At 50.0% G+C, this 19,124-nt stretch carries 17 protein-coding genes and 1 pseudogene; 4 read left to right on the top strand and 14 right to left on the bottom strand.

All coding sequences use genetic code 11. From position 1 onward, the window contains the following. Positions 1-63 precede the first annotated feature (63 nt). From BK127_RS20315 to BK127_RS20305, 3 genes are all read right to left on the bottom strand, one after another. Entirely contained in the window at positions 64-930 is an 867-nt protein-coding gene (locus BK127_RS20315) for a metal-dependent hydrolase (RefSeq protein ID WP_076233341.1), read from the bottom strand. 63 nt (positions 931-993) lie between these two features. Next, a complete protein-coding gene (locus BK127_RS20310; RefSeq protein WP_076233340.1) occupies positions 994-1,977 on the bottom strand; it encodes a Gfo/Idh/MocA family protein in 984 nt (327 codons plus the stop codon). A 90-nt stretch (positions 1,978-2,067) separates the two neighbouring features. Next, positions 2,068-3,075, bottom strand: coding sequence for an aldose 1-epimerase (locus BK127_RS20305; protein ID WP_179097546.1), 1,008 nt, complete (start codon positions 3,073-3,075; stop codon positions 2,068-2,070). Between the two features lie 206 nt (positions 3,076-3,281). Here BK127_RS20305 and BK127_RS20300 point away from each other — a divergent pair, with 206 nt between their 5' ends. The 4 genes and pseudogenes from BK127_RS20300 to BK127_RS20285 all read left to right on the top strand — a co-directional run bounded on the left by BK127_RS20300 (position 3,282) and on the right by BK127_RS20285 (position 6,070). Then, positions 3,282-3,830, top strand: a complete 549-nt coding sequence (locus tag BK127_RS20300) for a PadR family transcriptional regulator (protein WP_076233338.1) — start codon at positions 3,282-3,284, stop codon at positions 3,828-3,830. Further along, entirely contained in the window at positions 3,823-5,340 is a 1,518-nt protein-coding gene (locus BK127_RS20295; protein ID WP_076233337.1) for a DHA2 family efflux MFS transporter permease subunit, read from the top strand. The genes BK127_RS20300 and BK127_RS20295 overlap by 8 nt, the downstream gene beginning before the upstream one ends. Before the next feature lie 27 nt (positions 5,341-5,367). Then, positions 5,368-5,532: pseudogene (locus BK127_RS42470) on the top strand (winged helix-turn-helix transcriptional regulator); the annotation flags it as partial. Continuing rightward, a complete protein-coding gene (locus BK127_RS20285) occupies positions 5,474-6,070 on the top strand; it encodes a hypothetical protein (protein WP_179097545.1) in 597 nt (198 codons plus the stop codon). The pseudogene BK127_RS42470 and the gene BK127_RS20285, both read left to right, overlap by 59 nt. Positions 6,071-6,426: 356 nt before the next feature. On the opposite strand, the gene BK127_RS20280 is transcribed toward BK127_RS20285, so the two are convergent. The 11 genes from BK127_RS20280 to cobJ all read right to left on the bottom strand — a co-directional run bounded on the left by BK127_RS20280 (position 6,427) and on the right by cobJ (position 19,045). Beyond that, positions 6,427-6,987 carry a nitroreductase family protein gene (locus tag BK127_RS20280; protein ID WP_076233335.1) on the bottom strand — a complete coding sequence of 187 codons (561 nt, stop codon included), beginning with the start codon at positions 6,985-6,987 and terminating at the stop codon, positions 6,427-6,429. A gap of 32 nt (positions 6,988-7,019) precedes the next feature. After that, positions 7,020-8,507: a cobyrinic acid a,c-diamide synthase CobB gene (locus BK127_RS20275; protein WP_076233334.1), complete on the bottom strand. Its 1,488-nt coding sequence runs from the start codon at positions 8,505-8,507 to the stop codon at positions 7,020-7,022. Continuing rightward, positions 8,497-9,747, bottom strand: a complete 1,251-nt coding sequence (locus tag BK127_RS20270; RefSeq protein WP_076233333.1) for a cobalt-precorrin 5A hydrolase — start codon at positions 9,745-9,747, stop codon at positions 8,497-8,499. Before BK127_RS20270 ends, BK127_RS20275 begins: the two co-directional genes overlap by 11 nt. After that, positions 9,744-10,526, bottom strand: a complete 783-nt coding sequence (gene cobM / locus BK127_RS20265) for a precorrin-4 C(11)-methyltransferase (RefSeq protein WP_076233332.1) — start codon at positions 10,524-10,526, stop codon at positions 9,744-9,746. Before cobM ends, BK127_RS20270 begins: the two co-directional genes overlap by 4 nt. Beyond that, positions 10,526-11,236, bottom strand: coding sequence for a precorrin-2 C(20)-methyltransferase (gene cobI, locus BK127_RS20260; protein WP_076233331.1), 711 nt, complete (start codon positions 11,234-11,236; stop codon positions 10,526-10,528). The genes cobM and cobI overlap by 1 nt, the downstream gene beginning before the upstream one ends. Further along, on the bottom strand, positions 11,229-12,527 hold the full coding sequence (locus tag BK127_RS20255) for a bifunctional cobalt-precorrin-7 (C(5))-methyltransferase/cobalt-precorrin-6B (C(15))-methyltransferase (protein ID WP_076233330.1): 1,299 nt from the start codon (positions 12,525-12,527) through the stop codon (positions 11,229-11,231). Before BK127_RS20255 ends, cobI begins: the two co-directional genes overlap by 8 nt. Before the next feature lie 559 nt (positions 12,528-13,086). Next, complete coding sequence (locus BK127_RS20250; RefSeq protein WP_076233425.1) at positions 13,087-14,211, bottom strand: cobalt-precorrin-5B (C(1))-methyltransferase; 1,125 nt, start codon at positions 14,209-14,211, stop codon at positions 13,087-13,089. A gap of 14 nt (positions 14,212-14,225) precedes the next feature. Beyond that, the gene (locus BK127_RS20245) at positions 14,226-14,876 is read right to left on the bottom strand and encodes a precorrin-8X methylmutase (RefSeq protein WP_076233329.1); all 651 of its coding nucleotides are present in this window, start codon (positions 14,874-14,876) and stop codon (positions 14,226-14,228) included. Between the two features lie 5 nt (positions 14,877-14,881). Continuing rightward, positions 14,882-15,655 (bottom strand): precorrin-6A reductase, encoded by a 774-nt coding sequence (gene cobK / locus BK127_RS20240; protein ID WP_076233328.1) that lies wholly within the window; start codon positions 15,653-15,655, stop codon positions 14,882-14,884. Between the two features lie 17 nt (positions 15,656-15,672). Beyond that, positions 15,673-16,770, bottom strand: coding sequence for a sirohydrochlorin chelatase (locus tag BK127_RS20235; RefSeq protein WP_076233327.1), 1,098 nt, complete (start codon positions 16,768-16,770; stop codon positions 15,673-15,675). Between the two features lie 355 nt (positions 16,771-17,125). Next, on the bottom strand, positions 17,126-19,045 hold the full coding sequence (gene cobJ / locus BK127_RS20230) for a precorrin-3B C(17)-methyltransferase (protein WP_076233326.1): 1,920 nt from the start codon (positions 19,043-19,045) through the stop codon (positions 17,126-17,128). Positions 19,046-19,124 lie beyond the last annotated feature (79 nt).

Raw genomic sequence — 19,124 nt, 5'->3', positions numbered from 1 at the left:
CTGTTTACGGATAAATGAACAAAACCGACCGCTCCGCATTTTCGGAGGTGGTCGGTTTTGCATTTATTTATGAATAAATTCGAATAGGAAGGATTGCCCATTACGGTAAAAACGCGGATCATAAATGCCAAGCCGCTGTCCATCATCCACGACCACAACGAATGGTGACCATTCATACAAGGTTCTGGCTTTGGAATTGTCAGCGAATAAGCGATCAAGATTGGCACTGTCGCTGGATTGCAAGGCAACCTGCAGCCTGGGCTCGGTAAATACGGTAGCCTCGCTGATTTCAACCTTGTCACCCTTTTTGCCAATGATTTGGAATTGTCCGGGTACAAATCCGGCGGAGAGTGCAAACTGATCATAGCGACTAGCATGCTGCTGGTATAAGACATAGCCTTGCACAGATTGAATGATAAAATGGCAGGCCAGCAGCAGGCCGACAATCCGATATACCCGATAAGATTTCACTGGCTTGCGAAGCTTCACGAACAGCAGACCGCCCAGCATGATGACCCATAGTGTCACATCGACGATCGGCACGGTGCCAAATGTGATTCTCTTAGAAGAAAATGGCTCCAAGTACCCTGTGCCCCATGCATTGAACAGATCGCTTGTGTCATGAATCCAGACCGCCAGCAGTCCGAGTCCGAACAATCGCCAGCTGCCGGTTTTAAAAAATAGCTTATTCAGCAGCGCCAGCAGTGCTGCCCATACTGGCACCAGAAAGATGGAATGTGTCAAGCCGCGATGCCACATTTGGTAGCGTCCAGTCGTATCCCACCAGGCCGAGATCACATCGATATCCGGGATTTGCGAGCCACCCACTGCCGTTACGAACAGTGCTCTCTTTTCATTGCGGCTGTAGCCTGCCTTGTTCACTGCTGCATATAAAGTGAGTCCGAATAATGTATGTGTAATGGTGTCCATGCTTAAGAGCATACTCCTCTCGTTTCCCATGCCAGGCTAGCCCGAGTCCGAAGTTCTGTTGAGTTATCCGCTAAATTCATCAAGGCGCACCGGTAAGCCGGATGCGGCCGAATGCAAGGCGGCTGTTGTTACAGCCTGCGTCCGCAGGGAATCCGCATAGGTTGATAAAATACGTGAGGTGTCTCCCGTTCTGACCGCATGAAAAAAAGCTTCATGCTCACGAACATAAGGATTGTTCTGATTCGCGTACTCGCACACAGATGCTCGACCGATATCCTTTAAGCTTTTGTCGGACAGCTCCAGCACACCTTGATCCGTATACACATGCAGCCCAATGGGACCTGAGCCCGGCAGTATGCAGGTGTTCGAAATTGTCGCTACCGCTCCGCTGACCAGCTTGATCGTTACAGTACCGACATCGGGTGTCGTAACTCCATCTTCCTTCTCATGCATCACACGGTTGGCGTAAGCTGCATATACTTCCTCGACCTCACCCATCGTATAACGCAGCAAATCCACCATATGCGAGGTTTGCTCGATAAATTGCCCGCCTGATCCGTCCTGTCTGCGCCACCACGGAACCTTCGGCATACTTCCCATCCAATACCCGAGAGCCATCCCTACAGTACGACTCTTTAAAAGCTCAAGCGCCCTTTGTGTGGAATCCATATAACGGAAATGATAACCGATTGAGGTAATAAGCGGCTTGGCTTGGATACGACTGGCTATGTCCGCAGGCTGCAAGAGGTCCAAACCGAGCGGCTTTTCAAGCAAAAAGGGGATCCCTCGTTCAATCAGCGCATATTCAATCTCTCCGTGCGCCATGGGGGGGATGCATACGAATACGGCATCCAGCTTCTGTTGATCCAGCATATGGGTCAGTGAGTCATAACCGACAGCACTGTTCCAATCAGCCGCAGCCTGCTCTGCCTTCTCCAAACGGGTTGCACAAAAGGCGCGAACCTGCACACCTTCCATTTTGCTTAACAGATTGCAATGAAAACGCGTAAAGCCACCGGTTCCAACGAATCCGATTTGCAAGGTCATCAGTGTTCCCCTCCTTTGTATATCCGATGAGTAAGTCCCGCTGCGCGGCTATACAACAACGGCAGCGGGCTTCATAAGATTATACCGAGTTTATTGGTGTTCAACGTATAGCCGGCTTGAAGCGGTCCATTCGGCACCAGGTGCCAGCAGCTGGAATCCCGTAACTGCATCCGGTAATGATATATTAGGCGCGTTGATAGCCCAGGTTTGAGGCTCGGGACAAATAAATCCGCTCACGCCATCATCATTCCATATCGTCCAATGCCCAAAGGCTGGGTCCACCTCATAAACCAAACTGATCTGGCGCTGCTGATCCGTGAGAATCGCTCCATAGAAGTCAGATCCATTATGCTGGATAGCTCCCCCGGTCAAATGCCTCGCATAAGCTTCACCTGTAGGTCGAATACCGTCTTGACGCAGTTCCCGGTCCATTTCGTCCAGTGGTAATAATACTCCTGTAGGCAAAAACTCCGAAGTCAGCTCCCATTGCTTATCGACGGATACCCGCAGCGAGTAATCCTGCTCCTGACCCTCCTGATGGAAGGGGACTTTAAGTGCAGTATGAAAGCCTACACCCAATGGCATCGGTTCATCGCTCAAATTTGTAATCCGAATTTGCTGTTCAAGACCCTGCTCCGATAAGAAGTAAGTTAATACATATGTAAATTCATGTGGATAATAGGCAAACATATCACCATCGCGATTCATATTCATCAATAGGCTAACCTCGACTGACCCGTCCTCGCGAACACCGGAAGATTGGATCTGCCACGGTCTTTTATGGAGAATCCCATGCATAAACACCTTGCCATCCGAACTATTAAGCGGAAATGTGTAGTCACGGTGCGGTGTGGAGAAAATTCCCCCTTCTATTCGATTAGGTGGGAACAAAGGCGGTATCCCGTATCTTTGACCTGATTGGCGAAGCTGTTCGATTGTGCCAGGAGTGCGTAAAAAGCTCAAGCCTTCCTCAGGACGGCTCAGTTCAACCATATTAGCACCCAGACCCGGAACGATAACTGCCTGATAACCTCCGGCATTTAATTGAATGGCTGGCTCATCGTAAAATTGTACATTTTGAACTGAAGCTTGACTCATGCCTATCATCCTCTCAATTTTGCTGTTGTCGTTATAAAATTCCCCTTCCTATTATCTATCAAAATGTGCTGCAGCGCAAAGAACAGCAGGGACAATTCATATTTATTTTACAAAAAAATATACGTGTATCATGCGTTTATATATTGACTCGATATATATCATGCGTTTATAATACATTTATTAGCTATCAGGGAGGCATATCATTAATGACAGGTCAAGATGTAATACTTGGAATTTTGGCAGTTGAACCGAAATCCGGCTACGATATCAAAAAAAAGTTCGAGGATTTATTTTCCTACTTTTTTGATGCGAGCTACGGCACAATTTACCCCACGCTTGGCAAGCTGGAAAAGGAAGGATTAATTACGAAGGAGAGCGTTGTCCAGCAAGGGAAGCCCAACAAGCATGTATATTCGATTACCGAACAAGGCAGAATGAAATTCCAGAGCTATTTAGAAAGCGACATTCAGGAAAATGTGCTTCGTTCTGATTTCATGGTTCGTCTTATTTTTGGAGAATTAGCTGATCCACAAATGGTCGCTGGTTGGATAAACAATGCTTTACAGCGGTCACAGGCGGAGCTGCTCAGTTTGGAAAATGATTATGAACGTATGGGCCCCCAAATGAGTCCCACTCAGGAGTTATGTATTCAGATTGGTATCGGCAATATACGGAGCCAGGTCCAGGTGCTGCAGGATGGTATTGCACGACTCCGTACAATTAACAACAATATGGAGGCGCCATCACATGAGTAAGCGGACGAACGGATTTATTTTGCTGGCTATGGCACTTGGGTTGTTGATGGCGTCGCTTGATAATACGATCACCTCAGCTGCCGTCAGCCACATCATTAAGGACATCGGTGGATTTGATAAAATGAGCTGGGTTTTCACGGCCTACATGCTGGCAGCTACCAGTACGATGCTCGTATTTGGGAAGATGTCCGATTTATTCGGCCGAAAACGATTTTATTTAATTGGTATTGCCATTTTTCTTCTCGGTTCCGCACTATGCGGGCTCGCGCAAAATATCGATCAGTTAATCTGGTTTCGCGCGCTGCAGGGAATCGGTTCAGGGGCTCTCTTCCCCATCAGCTTTACGATCATCTACACGATGTTCGCTGATCCGAAGCAGGCTGCCAAGCTTTCCGGGGTATTTGCTGGCATCTTTGGCATCTCCTCTGTTGCGGGTCCACAGATTGGCACGCTGTTGTCGGATTACTGGGGATGGCGTTGGTGCTTTTACGTCAATGTGCCGCTCGGTGCTTTGTCCTTTCTCGTACTGCTGATCGCTTTGAAGGAATCACGTTCAGACCGCAAGCCCAAAATTGATTATCTGGGTACCTTCCTTTTGATCGTTTCCACGATTTCGTTGATGTTGGCTTTGGAATGGGGCGGCAAGAGCTACCCTTGGGCATCGTGGCAAATTATCGGTTTATTCGCGACAGCTGTGATCGGAACGATCCTGTTCGTCCTAACCGAGCTCAAAGCCGAAGAACCGATACTGCCGCTGCAATTATTTCGCAACCGCATGATTGTCGGTACCAGTATTGCCTGCTTATGCCAAGGCGCCATCATGTTCTCAGCCATTACTTATTTGCCTATGTTCTCTGTTGCAGTACTTGGCAACACGAACTCCAATGGCTTGCTGACACCGATGATGTTCTCGCTGATGGTTGGGGCCGTTGTATTCGGTGGCCTGCAGACGCGCTTCTCCTTCCGATCGTTGATCATCGTATCCATGCTGATGGGCATCGTTGTTACCTTTCTGCTCAGCAGAGTTGCTCATGATGCCTCCACTGTTTATATGATTTCTTTGATGGTTATGCTTGGGTTTGGTGCCGTTGGCCCCTTGATGAGCGTAGCGCAAAATGCCGTTGCATACAGTGTCGACCCTCGTTACATCGGTATCAGCTCGTCCATTGTTGGCTTCTGGCGTAATATTGGCGGTATACTCGGAGCGACCTTGACTGCCACTATCGTAAACAATCAGCTAGCACAAATGATACGGGATGGATCAGAGGCTCACCACATTCCCGCTGATAAAATCGATACGCTGGCGAATCCCGAATTGTTAGTCCGTGCCGCCGCTAGCATACCTCAGGAAATTCGCGAATTCTTACGTGACTCGCTCGGTACGGCGATTAATCACGGATTTATGATTGCTATCATCTTTGCTGTAATAGGGGTTCTGGCAGGCATACTGTCCGGTCCGGGCAGATTTGATAAAATGAAACAGCGAGCTGGCGCTAAAGAGGCGGCTTAAAATAATTGAAGATTCCCTACAGTACCTGTAACCGTGGAATACTCATTAACTGATAAAGGAAGAGCGTACAAAACCGTGCTCCTGCAAATGCGCATATGGGGAGAAACCTGGGGAGCACATCAGAAACTCGTCGATGTTCCCGAAGCTATTGGACCCCATTATGCAGCCTCTAATCGGATTGCAGAACCCTGATCTGCTGGACACCTACAGTGGTGTCGTTAAATCTGGAACTGATTCTAGCAACCGTTACTTGTGCTCATGTATGGGGGCAATTGGCGTTACTGGAGCCACAGGAGCCACAGGCGCTGTGATTGTTGTGGAGGTGACTTCTTTTGTGGAAGGAGCCTTAGCTTCGTTTGGCGTCGGGGAAGCTTTAGAGGCTGATGATGATTCCGCTGCTGGAGCCTTGGTTGTTACTGGTGACGGGGCTGGCTTTGACGCTGCGGATGATTCCGCTGCTGGGGCCTTGGAGGACACACTGGGTACCGATTTGGGAGCAACTGAAGGTAATGTGGTCATGACTTCCGTCTGTGTCGGGACGATTTCAGTTGGAGATGCTTTTGGTGCTGAAGTCGAACTTGTTGATGCCTTTGGGGCTTGGGTTCCAGGGGCAGTTGTCGTCTTCGAAGGCGCAACAGGTGAAGCAGGTGTGGACGGCACTCCTTGCAATGGCTTCGCGGATTCCGGTACAGATACAGGTACTGTTACAGGTACCAGCTGGTTTATCTGAGCTACACCTTTTATGATCTTATCGCTCGATAATATCAAGGCAGCTGATAAGATTGCAACGCCTCCAATACTCCCCCATATCACCCACTGCTTTTTCATTTCGTTACGCTTCCTTTCTGGGTAAACATTGTCAAATTGTTGCTGAGCAAATAGGCGTTGAGGTGGTGTGCCCATGAAAGGGAGTGGTAGAAAGCGAAGGAACGGACTCGTTACCACCATCTAACATCAGGAAATTAGGCAGCTTACCCAATTCAGGGTAAGCCACCTCTAGCCTGGTATCACCGCTTTTAAGCATACATATTCATGAGAATCGTTTTGTCGTACAGACGTTTAGTTATGCCCCAACTTAGACAAAGCTTATTGTACAAATGTCGTCTTATCCCGATGAGGTGTTCTTGCAGTTGCTGCAGGCTCATCAATCGGATATCCAATAAACACAGTACCGATAACCTTTTTATTTTCAGGTGAACCGATAAACTCATGCATCCGTTCGTCATGGACCAGACCTATCCCACGAGTCCGCCATACCAAACCAAGTCCCAGCTCCCCTGCGGCAAGCCACATGGAATGAATTGCACAAGCTGTGGCATATTCATTATCCTTGGACGATGCAGGATCGTTCGGGATCACATCGGACGTAACTACAATGACGAGCGGGGTTGCGGTAAGTACCTTCAATGACTCCTCAACAAGCTTCGGTTTGGTCGGGAAACGCTCCTCCAAATAGGAAAGTGCCAGCGCCTCATAACGCTGTTTGGCTTCACCGCGGATCACATAAAAGTGCCAAGGCTCGCGCAGTCTGTCGTTAGGCGCTAATGCCGCTGCTTCGAGCAGGGCATCGATTTTTTCATCTTCGACTTCAATGGGTTGAACATTTCGAGTTGCACGCCGCTTGCGCAGCAGTTCCATAACAGACATGATTCATGATTCCCCTCTCGTTGGATTGTGCTTTAATGTTCTTTAAGTTGCTTATACTGCTTGCATTGTTCTACCCACCGCTGTGCTAAAGCTGGCTCCGATGCAAAATGAATGTGTGTATATCCGGCGATCAAATTTCCCTGCTCGTTCAGGTAGCCTTCCGGCTTGGTCCCACGCAGTCCCTTCGTTACATACGCATGACGCAACGCCATCTCTGGTTGGGGATTTGACGCCTTTATGCTCCCCGATTGGCTGTCATGAGACTGTGCGTCAGTCTGTTTATCTGCCGCCACTCCAGGTTGAAACGTAGAATAATGAAACACATGGCCTTTGGCCTTATCCGCAGCTCCCAGCAGGAAGTTGCCTTCAGTGCCGGTAATTTCCCGATAACCAAGAGCAGCGAGCTTCTTTTGCATGCGGACGGTACCAGGAATCAGTCCCAGCATCGGATAGGTTTGACCATTCGTATTCGCTATCGAATCTGTCAAATACATGAATCCTCCGCATTCTGCCAGCGTAGGCAGCCCACCGGAAATCGCTTCGCGAATCGACTGACGTACGTGCTCGGCTTCATCCGCGGCCAGCTTGTCGGCAAACTCCTCTGGAAAACCGCCTCCAAGATACAGACCATGCACACCCGCGGGAAGCGGCTCACCAGCAAGAGGAGAGAAATAGATGCACTTGGCTCCATTTGCTTCCAGCAGCTCGATATTTTCCTGATAATAAAAGTTAAAGGCCGCATCTTTGGCAACAGCAATCGTAACCTGCGACTGCGGTAAGCTATCTGCTGGTATAAATATTCGCAGGCTGTCCTCTGAGAGCTCAACTTCCGGAGATTCCGCCAGCTCCCAAATGCGCTGAACATCGACGGTACTTGAGATTAAAGTGGACAAGCTGTCAAAAAACGGCTGCAGCTCTCCTCTCTCTATAGAAGGAACGAGACCCAGATGGCGCTCCGGCATCGAGAGTTGATCGTCGCGCAGCAAATACCCAAGCACCGGAATGCCGCATTCCTGTTCAATCGCCTCACTCACAATCCGGTGATGATTGGCGCTGCCTACTCTGTTGGCGATCACACCGACAATTCGTGCCCGCGGCTCCATACACTGAAAGCCTTTGACGATAGCAGCAGCACTGCGCGCCATGCTCTGGCAATTCACGACCAGCAGAACAGGCGCATCCAGCAGCATGCTGATTTCGGCGGTGCTTCCTACGTTGTTTTTCGGGTTTTTGCCATCGTAGAACCCCATAACCCCTTCAATGATCGAAATATCGGCGTCATGGCTGGCTCTTGTATAAATTTCCTTAACAGTATCATGAGACAGCATATAGCTGTCGAGATTACGTGAGCTGCGTCCGGTTACAGCGGTATGAAACGTAGGATCGATATAATCAGGTCCACATTTAAAGCCTTGGACTTGATGACCGAGATTACGAAGAGCTGCCATCAAACCAATGGTTAGTGTAGTTTTGCCGACACCGCTTCCGGTTCCGGCAATTACGATTTTTCTATCGGCCATCAGTTTGTACCTCGGCTTGATTGTTGTTCACTGCCGATGATGCTGCTGTGGACGCCTCTTTTGAAGCATCTGATGCGTTAACCTCAGCAGCCTCCTGTGCAGACTTCTCAGCCAGCTTCTCAAAATCGATGAGACCGACGGAAATCGTCACGTTGCCGGACTTCTTCTTGGTCAGAGCAAGCTCGGATGCTCCTGAGTACAGCTTCGCTGCAGGCTCGCTGACGCCATATGCGCCAGTAAACCGATGTACGGTATCGGATGGCGCCTCGATATGCACTTCGTTTAATTGCTCAGGGGTGTAGGTCACGAGCGGCCAGCTGTACTTGTGAGTGACAGCAAGCAGGCCTTCCTCATCCTTCTTCAGATCAATCGTGCAGATGGCCTTGACGCTCTTGATCGAGAACTGCAATTCAGCCAAGGTTTCGGTGATCACCGCCTCAATTTCCTCCGCTGCTGTGCCGCGGTTGCAGCCGATGCCAAGTGCAAGCACCTTCGGACGATACAACACACCATTGGTTAGTATCGTTTCTTCAGTCGCAGACAGTACACGGTGCGTGACAACAAGCGCTGCCTGCGGCTGTGCGGCAAGTGCAGACTCGACAGACGCATACTCTCGTATGGTCGCAGGCAGGGGAGAATCATGCAGCCACCAGCCCGGCTCACCGGACTCCTGCACGACGGCAACCTGCTCTTCGTTAACGACTGAGGCGCTGACCGGAGTCAGCTTCGTCGCGGATTCCCATACCCAGCCGAAGCGGCGGCCGAACAAGTCAACGGCTATCGTTTTTTGCACATCGGAAGCAGTTGTAATTACAGCTCTGGCACCGATGGCCGCAGCTACCTCGCGGGTTAGCTCATTCGCGCCGCCCAAATGGCCGGATAGCATGCTGATTACGTGCTCCCCTTTATCATCGATGACGACAATGCCGGGATCGGATTTCTTATCAACCAGCAAGGGGGCTATCATTCGAACCACAGCACCCAGGGAAATGATCGTGATGATGCCTTTATAGGCTGGAAATAAAGCAGGGAACAGCATTCTTACACTGCCTTCGAACAGCTGAATACCGAGCTCTGCTTCGTCGCCGCGCGCAAACTTGGACATATAATACAAATCTGAATGAGAAAATGATTGCTGCAGCTTGCGGGCAAGCTCGACACCGTGCTTCGTAATAGCTACAATCGCGTAATCGCCATTTTGCTCAATTTGTGGAAATTGACCCTCGACTAAGCTGATCATGAGGGCTTCACTCCTCTGCGGAAACGATGCGTGAATTCCTTGTCATACAGCTTGGAGCGATACTCTTCATTGCTATGAATATCCGGGTCCAGCGCCCACCCTGCCAAAATCATTGCATGGGAACGAATCCCATTCGCACGCATGTCCTGATCCAGATTGGCGATTGTCGTACGCACGATGAGCTGATCTGGCCAAGTGGCACGCTGCACAACAGCAACCGGCGTATCCTCGCTCCAGCCTGCTTCCAGCAGATCACCAACGACTTTTTTGACCAGTGTGGCACTAAGGAATAAGGCAAGCGTGCAGTGATGGGCCGCCAGGTCCTTAAGCTTTTCCAGCTCAGGTACAGGCGTCCGGCCTTCAGCACGGGTTAGAATCAGGGTCTGCGTCAGCTCAGGGATCGTCAGCTCGGCACCAATCGCCGCAGCTGAGGCAAATACAGAGCTGACCCCGGGAATAACCTCATACCCGACTCCTGCCTTTTTGAGCAGAGCAATCTGCTCCATAATCGCACCAAACACGGCCGGGTCACCAGTATGTACACGGGCAACCATTTTACCCTGACGTACGCGATCCACCATGATATCGACCATTTCCTTAAGGTCCATACCCGCGCTTTTCAAAATCTCCGCTTCCGGCTTGGCCTTGGCAATCAGGTCCTCATTAACCAATGAATCTGTATAAAGAACAACATCGGCCTCCTGCAGCAAACGTAAGCCTTTAACCGTAATCAAGTCCGGATCGCCGGGACCGGCTCCAATAATATAGATTTTATCCATTATTTTCTCACCACCATTAATGTTAAGTATTCCAGCTCACGGCCTTCCAGCACGCGAATATCTCTCCAGATCATTTCTTCGGAGGAGGTTACTTTGGTCAGCACGGATGCCTTATCGACCAAACCAAGATCACCCAGCACACGCAGCATCAGATCAATCACCTTGGCCACCTTGATAAATACGATACAATCATGCGATTCGATTGCATACCGCATTTTATCGTAGTCATCCGTAGCCGGAACAATCGCGATTTTCTCATCACCATCCGCCATCGGCAGCCCCAGTCGTGAGGCTGATGCATTCACAGAGGAGATGCCCGGAATGGATACGATCTTCACCTCAGGGTGTCGCTCAGCCATTAACCTCATCAAATGAATAAATGTACTGTAAATCATTGGATCGCCCTCAGTGACAAAAGCAACATCCTTGCCCTGCTCTAAATGCTGCCATACCGCATCCACGGTTTTATTCCATTGCAGCTCCAAAGCATCGCGGTCTCTCGTCATTGGAAAGATCAGCGGAACCATAATTTTCTCTTCCGTGTTGACATAAAGCTCTGTAATCGCTAGGGCGTAGCTCTTGGCTCCCCGTTTTTTGCGCGGATATGCGATAACCGGGGATTCCTTCAGAAGCCGGAAAGCCTTTACCGTAATAAGCTCCGGGTCACCGGGCCCAACACCCAAGCCATACAAAATACCTAAGTTACTCAACTGCCTTCGTCTCCTTTACTGCTGCACTCTCCGGCTCTTGATGCCGGGCGGTTATAATATAAACAGGGTTAAGTCCCTCAAATCGGGTCATATCCAAAATCGGCTTGCTCCGCGAAATTTGTGCCAAAGTAATATTCGTAGCAAAACCTTCCTCGGCAAATGTTCGGTTAGCCTCATATAAATTTTCAATCGTCACTGCATTAAGAACGATTCTACCACCAGGCCGAAGTCGCGTGCAGCACACATGCAGCAGCTCTTTCATTTCACCGCCGCTGCCTCCTATGAACACGGCATCAGGATCGGCAAAAGTCTCCAAACCTTGTGGTGCGCGCCCCTGAATTACTGTTATATCAGCGCGGAAACGCGTCATATTTTCCAAACAGTTGGCGAGATCCGCTTCATTCTTTTCAATTGCATACACCGCACCTTGTCTGGCAATGCGTGCTGCTTCAATCGCTACCGAGCCGGTACACGTTCCAATATCCCAGACAATGCTGTCAGACCGAAGTCCCATCTGGGCAAGACTCAGAACACGGATTTCCTTCTTGGTGATCAGACCCTTATCCGGCTTGCGCTGAGCAAACAGCTCATCGTCAATACCAAACGGCCACTGAGGCAAATCTGCGCTGGAAACACCTGGCCTTTGACGTAAAATAACGACATTGAGTGGCGAAAAAGCTTCCGTTGCCTGCTCAGCCAATTCCTGCAGCTCATACCAGTCAGTACGTTCGCTCGGTCCGTCCAGATTCTCCGCGACAAACACACGATATTCCGTCATACCGAAAGCGAGTAAATAGCGGGCAATCTCCTGCGGGCTGTTCGTTTCATCCGTGAGCAGCGCTACCTTTTTCTTGCCATCAATGCGTTGAGCTAAGCCCTTTATGCTCCGACCGTGAACACTCACAACCTCGGCATCCTGCCAGCTCTCCCCCATTCGTGCAAAAGCAAGCTGGATCGAGCTCAGATTCGGATACACCTCAACCGCCAGCTTGGAGCTCAAATACCCGCCAATCCCGTAAAAAAACGGATCGCCCGAGGCCAGTACCACGACACTGCGTCCTTGCTCCGACTCAGTCTTTAAACGGGCCGCCAACTCGCTCAAACCACCTTTAATGATCAACTGCTCTCCCTGATGATCAGGGAAAAATTGCAGCTGACGCTCACCGCCGACCAGCAGCTCACTGCTGTCGATCCAATCTGCATACAGGGGCAGCAGGCTATCCCTTCCGTTATCGCCAATGCCGATGACTTTGGGCTTCGTTATTTGTACATGCGGTTGTTGTCCGCTCATTGTTTAGTCTCCTTAAAGCGTTCCAATGGAACGCTAACTTCGTAAGCATAGTCTTAAAGCGTTGCTTCAGCAACACTGACTTCTTTAAAGTACTGATGAGTAGGTCCCGCTTCGCGTGCGGATCATTCCTCCGATCGCTGTTGTCTCCAGATTTCTTGATGGTATAAGACATTGAGCGGTAGAAATCCAGAGACAAAGGCGAGCGCTTCGCTTCTCCAGAACGATTCCGCCCACTCCGCTATTCATTCATCGTACTTTAGAGCGTTCCAGAGGAACGCCAAGATCGCTTTGACCGCTAATGTCGTTAACATAGTCTTTTAAACATTACGTAACCATAATCTTAAGGAAAACGCATATTCTTTCTATTTTTAAAAAAGCCCGGTGAATAACGAGCGGAGTGACCGTGGTGTTCTGGAGAAGCATCAGCGTTCACCTTTGTTCCCGAATTTTGACCATTACATGTCTTATACAATCACAAAAATTCGGGAACAACAGTGATCGGAAGAATACTTCGGTCGCGCAGCGGAACTTTTCACCTGTTCCCCGCGCAGCGCAATTTTCACCTATCCTCCGCACCTATTCTCCGCGCACTACCCAGCAGTACGGCCTTCATCGAAATAATTACGGTATCCAGCTCCATACCGCCCCCCACTTCTTTCAAGCCCATGTCACAGCAATAGCTGCTCAATAGCTCAAAAAAACCAGGGTATCCCCATTCCTGCATCCAATCTCCAACCAAAGCCGCTGTGTTCGCACCCCGTATCAATTCAGCCTGCTCCTCCGTGGCTCCGGCCTCCAGAGCAACCTTGGCGAGAAAACCGAAATCTATCGGCGCGCTCTTGCTGTGCACCATCATCACACCCTGCGCGATTTTGGAAAATTTACCCATCATTCCAACCATCGTTACGCGCTTGATGCCTTGTCGCTTGCAATGCAGTAGGGCAAATCCGACAAAATCACCCATTTCCACAAAAGCTTCCTCAGACAGCTCGGGATACATATCAATGCCATACTTCTCCGTCCGTCCACCTGTGGATAGCACGATGTGCTCACAGCCGCATTTGACAGCGACCCGAATAGCCTGAGCCACACTTGCTTTATAGGCGGCTGTAGAAAAAGGTACCACCGTCCCCCGCGTACCGAGGATAGAGATACCACCGAGGATGCCAAGCCTGCCGTTCAAAGTCTTTTTGGCGATTTCCTCGCCTTCCGGGACTGATATAACGACTCGTACTCCGCGGTCCACCTCAAACTGTTTCAGCACATCGTTTGCTGCCTGACGAATCATTTTGCGGGGAACCGGGTTGATGGCCGCCTCTCCAACCTCAACGGGTAAGCCCGGCTTCGTAACGCGTCCGACGCCAATACCGCCATCAAGCTCAATACCACTCTCGTCCCGCCATGTAACCTCAGCAATAATCCGCGCGCCATGAGTCGCATCCGGGTCATCCCCACCATCCTTGATCACCTCGGTTTCCGCCCGCTCTAACGTAAATTCGCAGCGTACTATCGTGAATGTCACATCTTGACCGATTGGCAAATGAATCGTAGCTTCCGTCTGCTCGTCCTGCGTGATTAGCGCCGTTAAAGCGGCCTTGGTCGCCGCCGCCGCGTTAGAGCCCGTCGTATAACCATGGCGCAGTGGCTTGGCATCTTGTGCTTCCTTGCTCCCGGACTTGTCCATCGCCATAGTGTGACCTAGCCCAGCCGTTCAGCCATCAGCGAGATCGCATTAACCGTTGCCACCGCTACCGGGCTGCCGCCTTTACGCCCAATATTCGTAATAAAAGGAATATCCAGCTTCGCCAATTCTTCCTTGGATTCCGCAGCCGATACGAAGCCGACCGGAACACCTACGATAAGACCCGGCTTAGCAGCACCCTCTTTGACAAGACGAATAAGCTCCAGCAGTGCCGTAGGTGCATTACCAATTGCATAGATGGCGCCCTCAGCTTCAAGAATTGCCTTTCGGATCGAAATGATCGCGCGTGTCGTATTCAAGCGCTTTGCTTCCTCCATCACATCAGGATCAGAAATATACACACGCACGTCACCGCCAAATTTGGCAATTCTCGGCTTACTAATGCCAACCTGTACCATTTGTACATCAGCAACAACAGGTCTACCTTCGCGAATAGCCTTAATGCCCGCTGTAATGGCGTCTCTATGGAAAACAAGACTGCGACCCAGCTCAAAATCTGCGGAGGCATGAATGACACGCTGCACGACAGGATACTGCTCCTCTGTAAAAGGATGCTCCCCAAGTTCCTCCGTGATCATTTCAAAACTGCGTTCCTCAATTTCCTGCGGCTGTACCGTCAATGGTTTAAACTCCGTTTTAAAATCCATCCTGCTTATTCCCCCTTCAATAGTTCGTTCAGCTTCTTGATTACATCTTCAAAATCACTGAAATGTACCCCATACTCAACCTCTGGCCGTCCAATCATGATCGTTTCAATACCAAGCTCCAGCGCCGATTCCAGCTTCTCATCGACAGCTCCGACCTTACCACTCTCCTTGGTGATCATCAGCGTGACTTTATAATGCTCATACAAGGCCGTATTTAAAGCTTTGGAAAAAGGGCCTTGCATCGCGACAATGTTCTTTTGCAGCAGTCCAAGCTCTTCGCACTTCTCCATATTATCTCGACGGGGAAGCATACGCGCTACCAAGGTCGTGTTCGGCTCGTTCAACAATCGTTTGGCAAAAATATGCAGTGTCTTGCTGCCCGTTGTCAGCATAATGACACCCTGCTTGGCCGCGGCCATCTCGGCTGCCTGCTCGTAATCGTCAGCATAGGTAATGAGCGGATTGCCATCAAAAGTAAGCCGATGCCGTTCATAGCGAATATAGGGCACGTCCGCTTCACGCGCAGCGGTGATTGCGTTCTTCGAGGCTTCCTCGGCAAAAGGATGCGTGGCATCTACAATCGTACGAATACCGCGCTCCTTGACTAATGCAGCTAACTGCTCGGCGGTTAACCGACCTACCATCACAGGCAGACCGGCATTCTCCATCGATTGCGCAGCGCTGTCTGTTACAACAGTGGTAAGCAGGTCATAACCCGTCTGTTGAATGGAAACAGCAAGTTCCCTTGCGTCGCTGGTTCCGGCCATAACTAATATCATCGTTACGCCTCCTTCTATTAGGATGATGCAACAGTCTTGTTGTTGACAGGCTGTCTATCGTGATCATGCTCTTCATCATGCGAATGATCGTGGTGGTGATGATCGTCACGGTCGTGGTCGTGATCATGGTGATCATGCCCATCTGCATGTTTATGTTCGTGAGTATGATCATGGTCGTGCCCATGATGATCATCGTGGTCGTGGTCATGATTGTGATGATCATGGTCATGATCGTGGTGATCGTGGTGATCGTGTCCATGATGATGATCGTCATGATCGTGGTGGTGGTGATCGATATGCTCCATCGCGGCGATCCGGTACTGACACATATCACAGTTCATTTTGGCTTCGCCCTGCAAAGCTTCCGTTGCACGTTCAATCAAAATTTGCCGCAGCTTCGGATGAAATCCAAAGTAATCAGCCAGTGAAAATTGATGCTCGGGGTAGCGTTCTTCAAAAGTTTCCAGCATGCTCTCCATCCGTTTGATCAGAACGCCCGTGAATAAAAAGTAGGGAAGTATGATGACCTTGCGGGCGCCGAGCTTCAAACATCGCTCCATCCCCTCTTCCAGCAGAGGAGCCGTTACACCAATGAACGCTGTTTCTACCCATTTTACTTTCAGCTTTTCCCAAAATAACCGGGATATTTTGAACAGATCGCTGTTAGCGTCTGCATCACTGCTGCCTCTTCCCACGACCAATATGGCCGTTTCTTCCAGTTCCTGTCCTTGCTCCTGCAAGGTAGCTTCCGTTATTCCGGCTCCTCCCAGACGTGATGTAAGAATGTCCAATACCTGCTCATGGACACCTATCGGTCTGCCATAATTGAAACGAATTGACGGGTGACGCAGCTTGGCCTCGTCGATAGCTGCAGGAATATGAATCTTGGCATGTCCTGCAGAAAATAAAGTAATGGGCACCACAGCGATCTGCGTTGCACCCTTGGCCACACATTGATCAATTCCCTGACGAATGTTCGGCTTCTCGAACTCCAAAAAGCACGTTTCAACGAGCGGCCCTTGAAGCTCCTTCGCAATCGCGCCAACAAATTGTCTGATTTCTTCATTACCCTCGGCATCTTTACTACCATGCCCTACAAATAATACAGCGTTCATGTGTTACCTCCTCATAGTTTTCCGAAGGAAAACTGCATCGTAAGCTCAACTATGTTTTCCTAATCAAAACTGACTTCATAAACGTAAACTTCATATCACTTAGAAAAACTATTTTTGAATGCCTTAACAGCATCGTACAAAGGCGGATATTAGCAAAACTTCTTATTACAGAAGCATCTCTCTCAAAATAAGCATCTGAACCGATATCAAACATCATAACAGCAGCATCTTTCATTCAATGAGTAGCGGGTATGCAATAAAACATCGTTACAACTGAACAAAACGAATAAATCGGATGAAATAGCTTCTCCTTACGATGTTTTACATCGTTACAAGCATCTTATTCGTATTAGTCTTAATCTCCGCATATTGCATTTTCTATAGTAAAGACAGGCAAATCTTGATGACGGTAGCCTTCAAGCTCCTTGACTCTTTTAAAAAACTTATGGAATCTTTCATTCGGGTGACCTTCGGTTACGTATCGATGCATAATATTTTCAATCGTGGAGACCAAATCCTCCGGCTTGATCCCTTCAGCAACCGGCTGAGCCGGGTGAACATTACGACCTACGGTTTTACCGCCCAGGAACAAGTCGAACTTCTCCCTGCGGTAGACGATGCCGATGTCCTCGTTGACCGCACCATAGCAGGCCATTCCGCAGCCATTGAAGCCGATTCGCATTTCTTTGGGAACGCCCAGCCCACCGAGCTTCGCCTGCAGTTCCTCTGCATAAGGAATAGACTCACCCTTCTCTCCATTGCAAAAATCGCAAGCCTTTACCTGTGCGACATCGCCAATCGGAGCCAGCAAAAACCCTTCCATCCTAAGCTTATCCGTAATCTCTGCCGGATTGTCTGTAGGCACACGCAAGATCAGTTGATGATGTGGTGTATATTCCATCGATCCCTTGTCGCCGACAACGGCTGCCAAAGTCAGCATCTGCTTCGCGGTGAACTGCTTGTTGGCCACGCCTGGGCTGACGGCCAGCTCAAAGATCGACTGCTGCCTGAACAAACCTGCGGTGACCGCAGCAGGTGCTGCAGATCGTGCTGGTTCATCTGTTGATGCAGTCACCACTGATGGAGCCGCCAATGTGTTGATTACTCCCGCTTCATTCCTTCGATCCACAAGCTGCAGAGCCTCCATGGCCAGCAGCAGTGGATCTGCACTGACGTGGCGTTCTGCTACTGCTACAGCACTCGGCTCAACAGCAGTGGACACACCTGTCAGCTTCGGTATGCCTGTTGTTCCCGGGCCTGGCGATGCGGAGCTCGCTAACAGGGTACCTGGCTGGCGGATTGCCGCTGACGTCGACCCAACGTTCGGGATGCGCTCATCCTCATCGTCATCCCATTCCTCATCGTCTATATCCTCAATCAGGGAGTCTCCTTCTTCTTCGGATTCCCATTCCTCATCATCGTACTCATCATTTACTTCCTCTGGCAGCTGCTCCAGCGCCCAAGGCTCTGCTTCCTGCCGCAGCCTCTGATGCGGCCGCAGTGGCTGCACGTCGGCACCGAGCGTGTACTTGCGTTGGTAGCCACGAGGCGTAATCATCAATCCGTCATAGACCATTGTTGACGAATTGCCGATAATGACCGTAGTCAACATGCCAATATCGTGATCCAGCATATCCCGCAGATTCGTCAGTACGATATGCTGACGATCCCGATACGCGCTTTTCACAATACCGACTGGTGTTTCCGGTGAACGATACTTCAGCAGAATCCGCTGTGTCTCCACAATTTGCCGAGTACGTCTGCCGCTTCGCGGATTGTACAAGGCGATTACGAAGTCCGCCTGTCCAGCCGCTTCAACCCGCCGCTCAATCAGTTCCCAAGGCGTCAAATGGTCGCTAAGACTAATCGTGCAGGAATCATGCATAATCGGAGCGCCCAGCAGTGATGCCGATGAGTTAATCGCCGAAATACCGGGAATAATCTCAACCTCCACGCCGCCCTCCGGGTGCCAACCCTTTTCCATCAGTACTTCGTACACCAGACCCGCCATTCCGTATACACCAGCGTCACCGCTCGAAATGACCGCAACCTTTTTCCCTGCTTCCGCCTGCCGCACCGCCTCTTGAGCACGGCTCACTTCCTCAGTCATACCCGTTCTTACAATTTGCTGATCGCTCAGCAAACCGCTGATTAAGTCTACGTAGGTGTTGTAACCGATGATTACATCGCTCTCCTGGAGCGCTTCACGAGCCCGTTTCGTTATATGTTCAAAGCTGCCGGGTCCAAAACCGACAATCAGCAATTTCCCTGCCACAAGCTGCACATCCTTTCCCTATCCACATCCATAAAATGACAACAAAAAAAGCACTTCCAATGTGTTAGAAATGCTGTTG

The sequence above is a fragment of the Paenibacillus sp. FSL H7-0331 genome (assembly GCF_001956045.1).
This window is presented reverse-complemented; position numbering and strand designations above follow the sequence as displayed.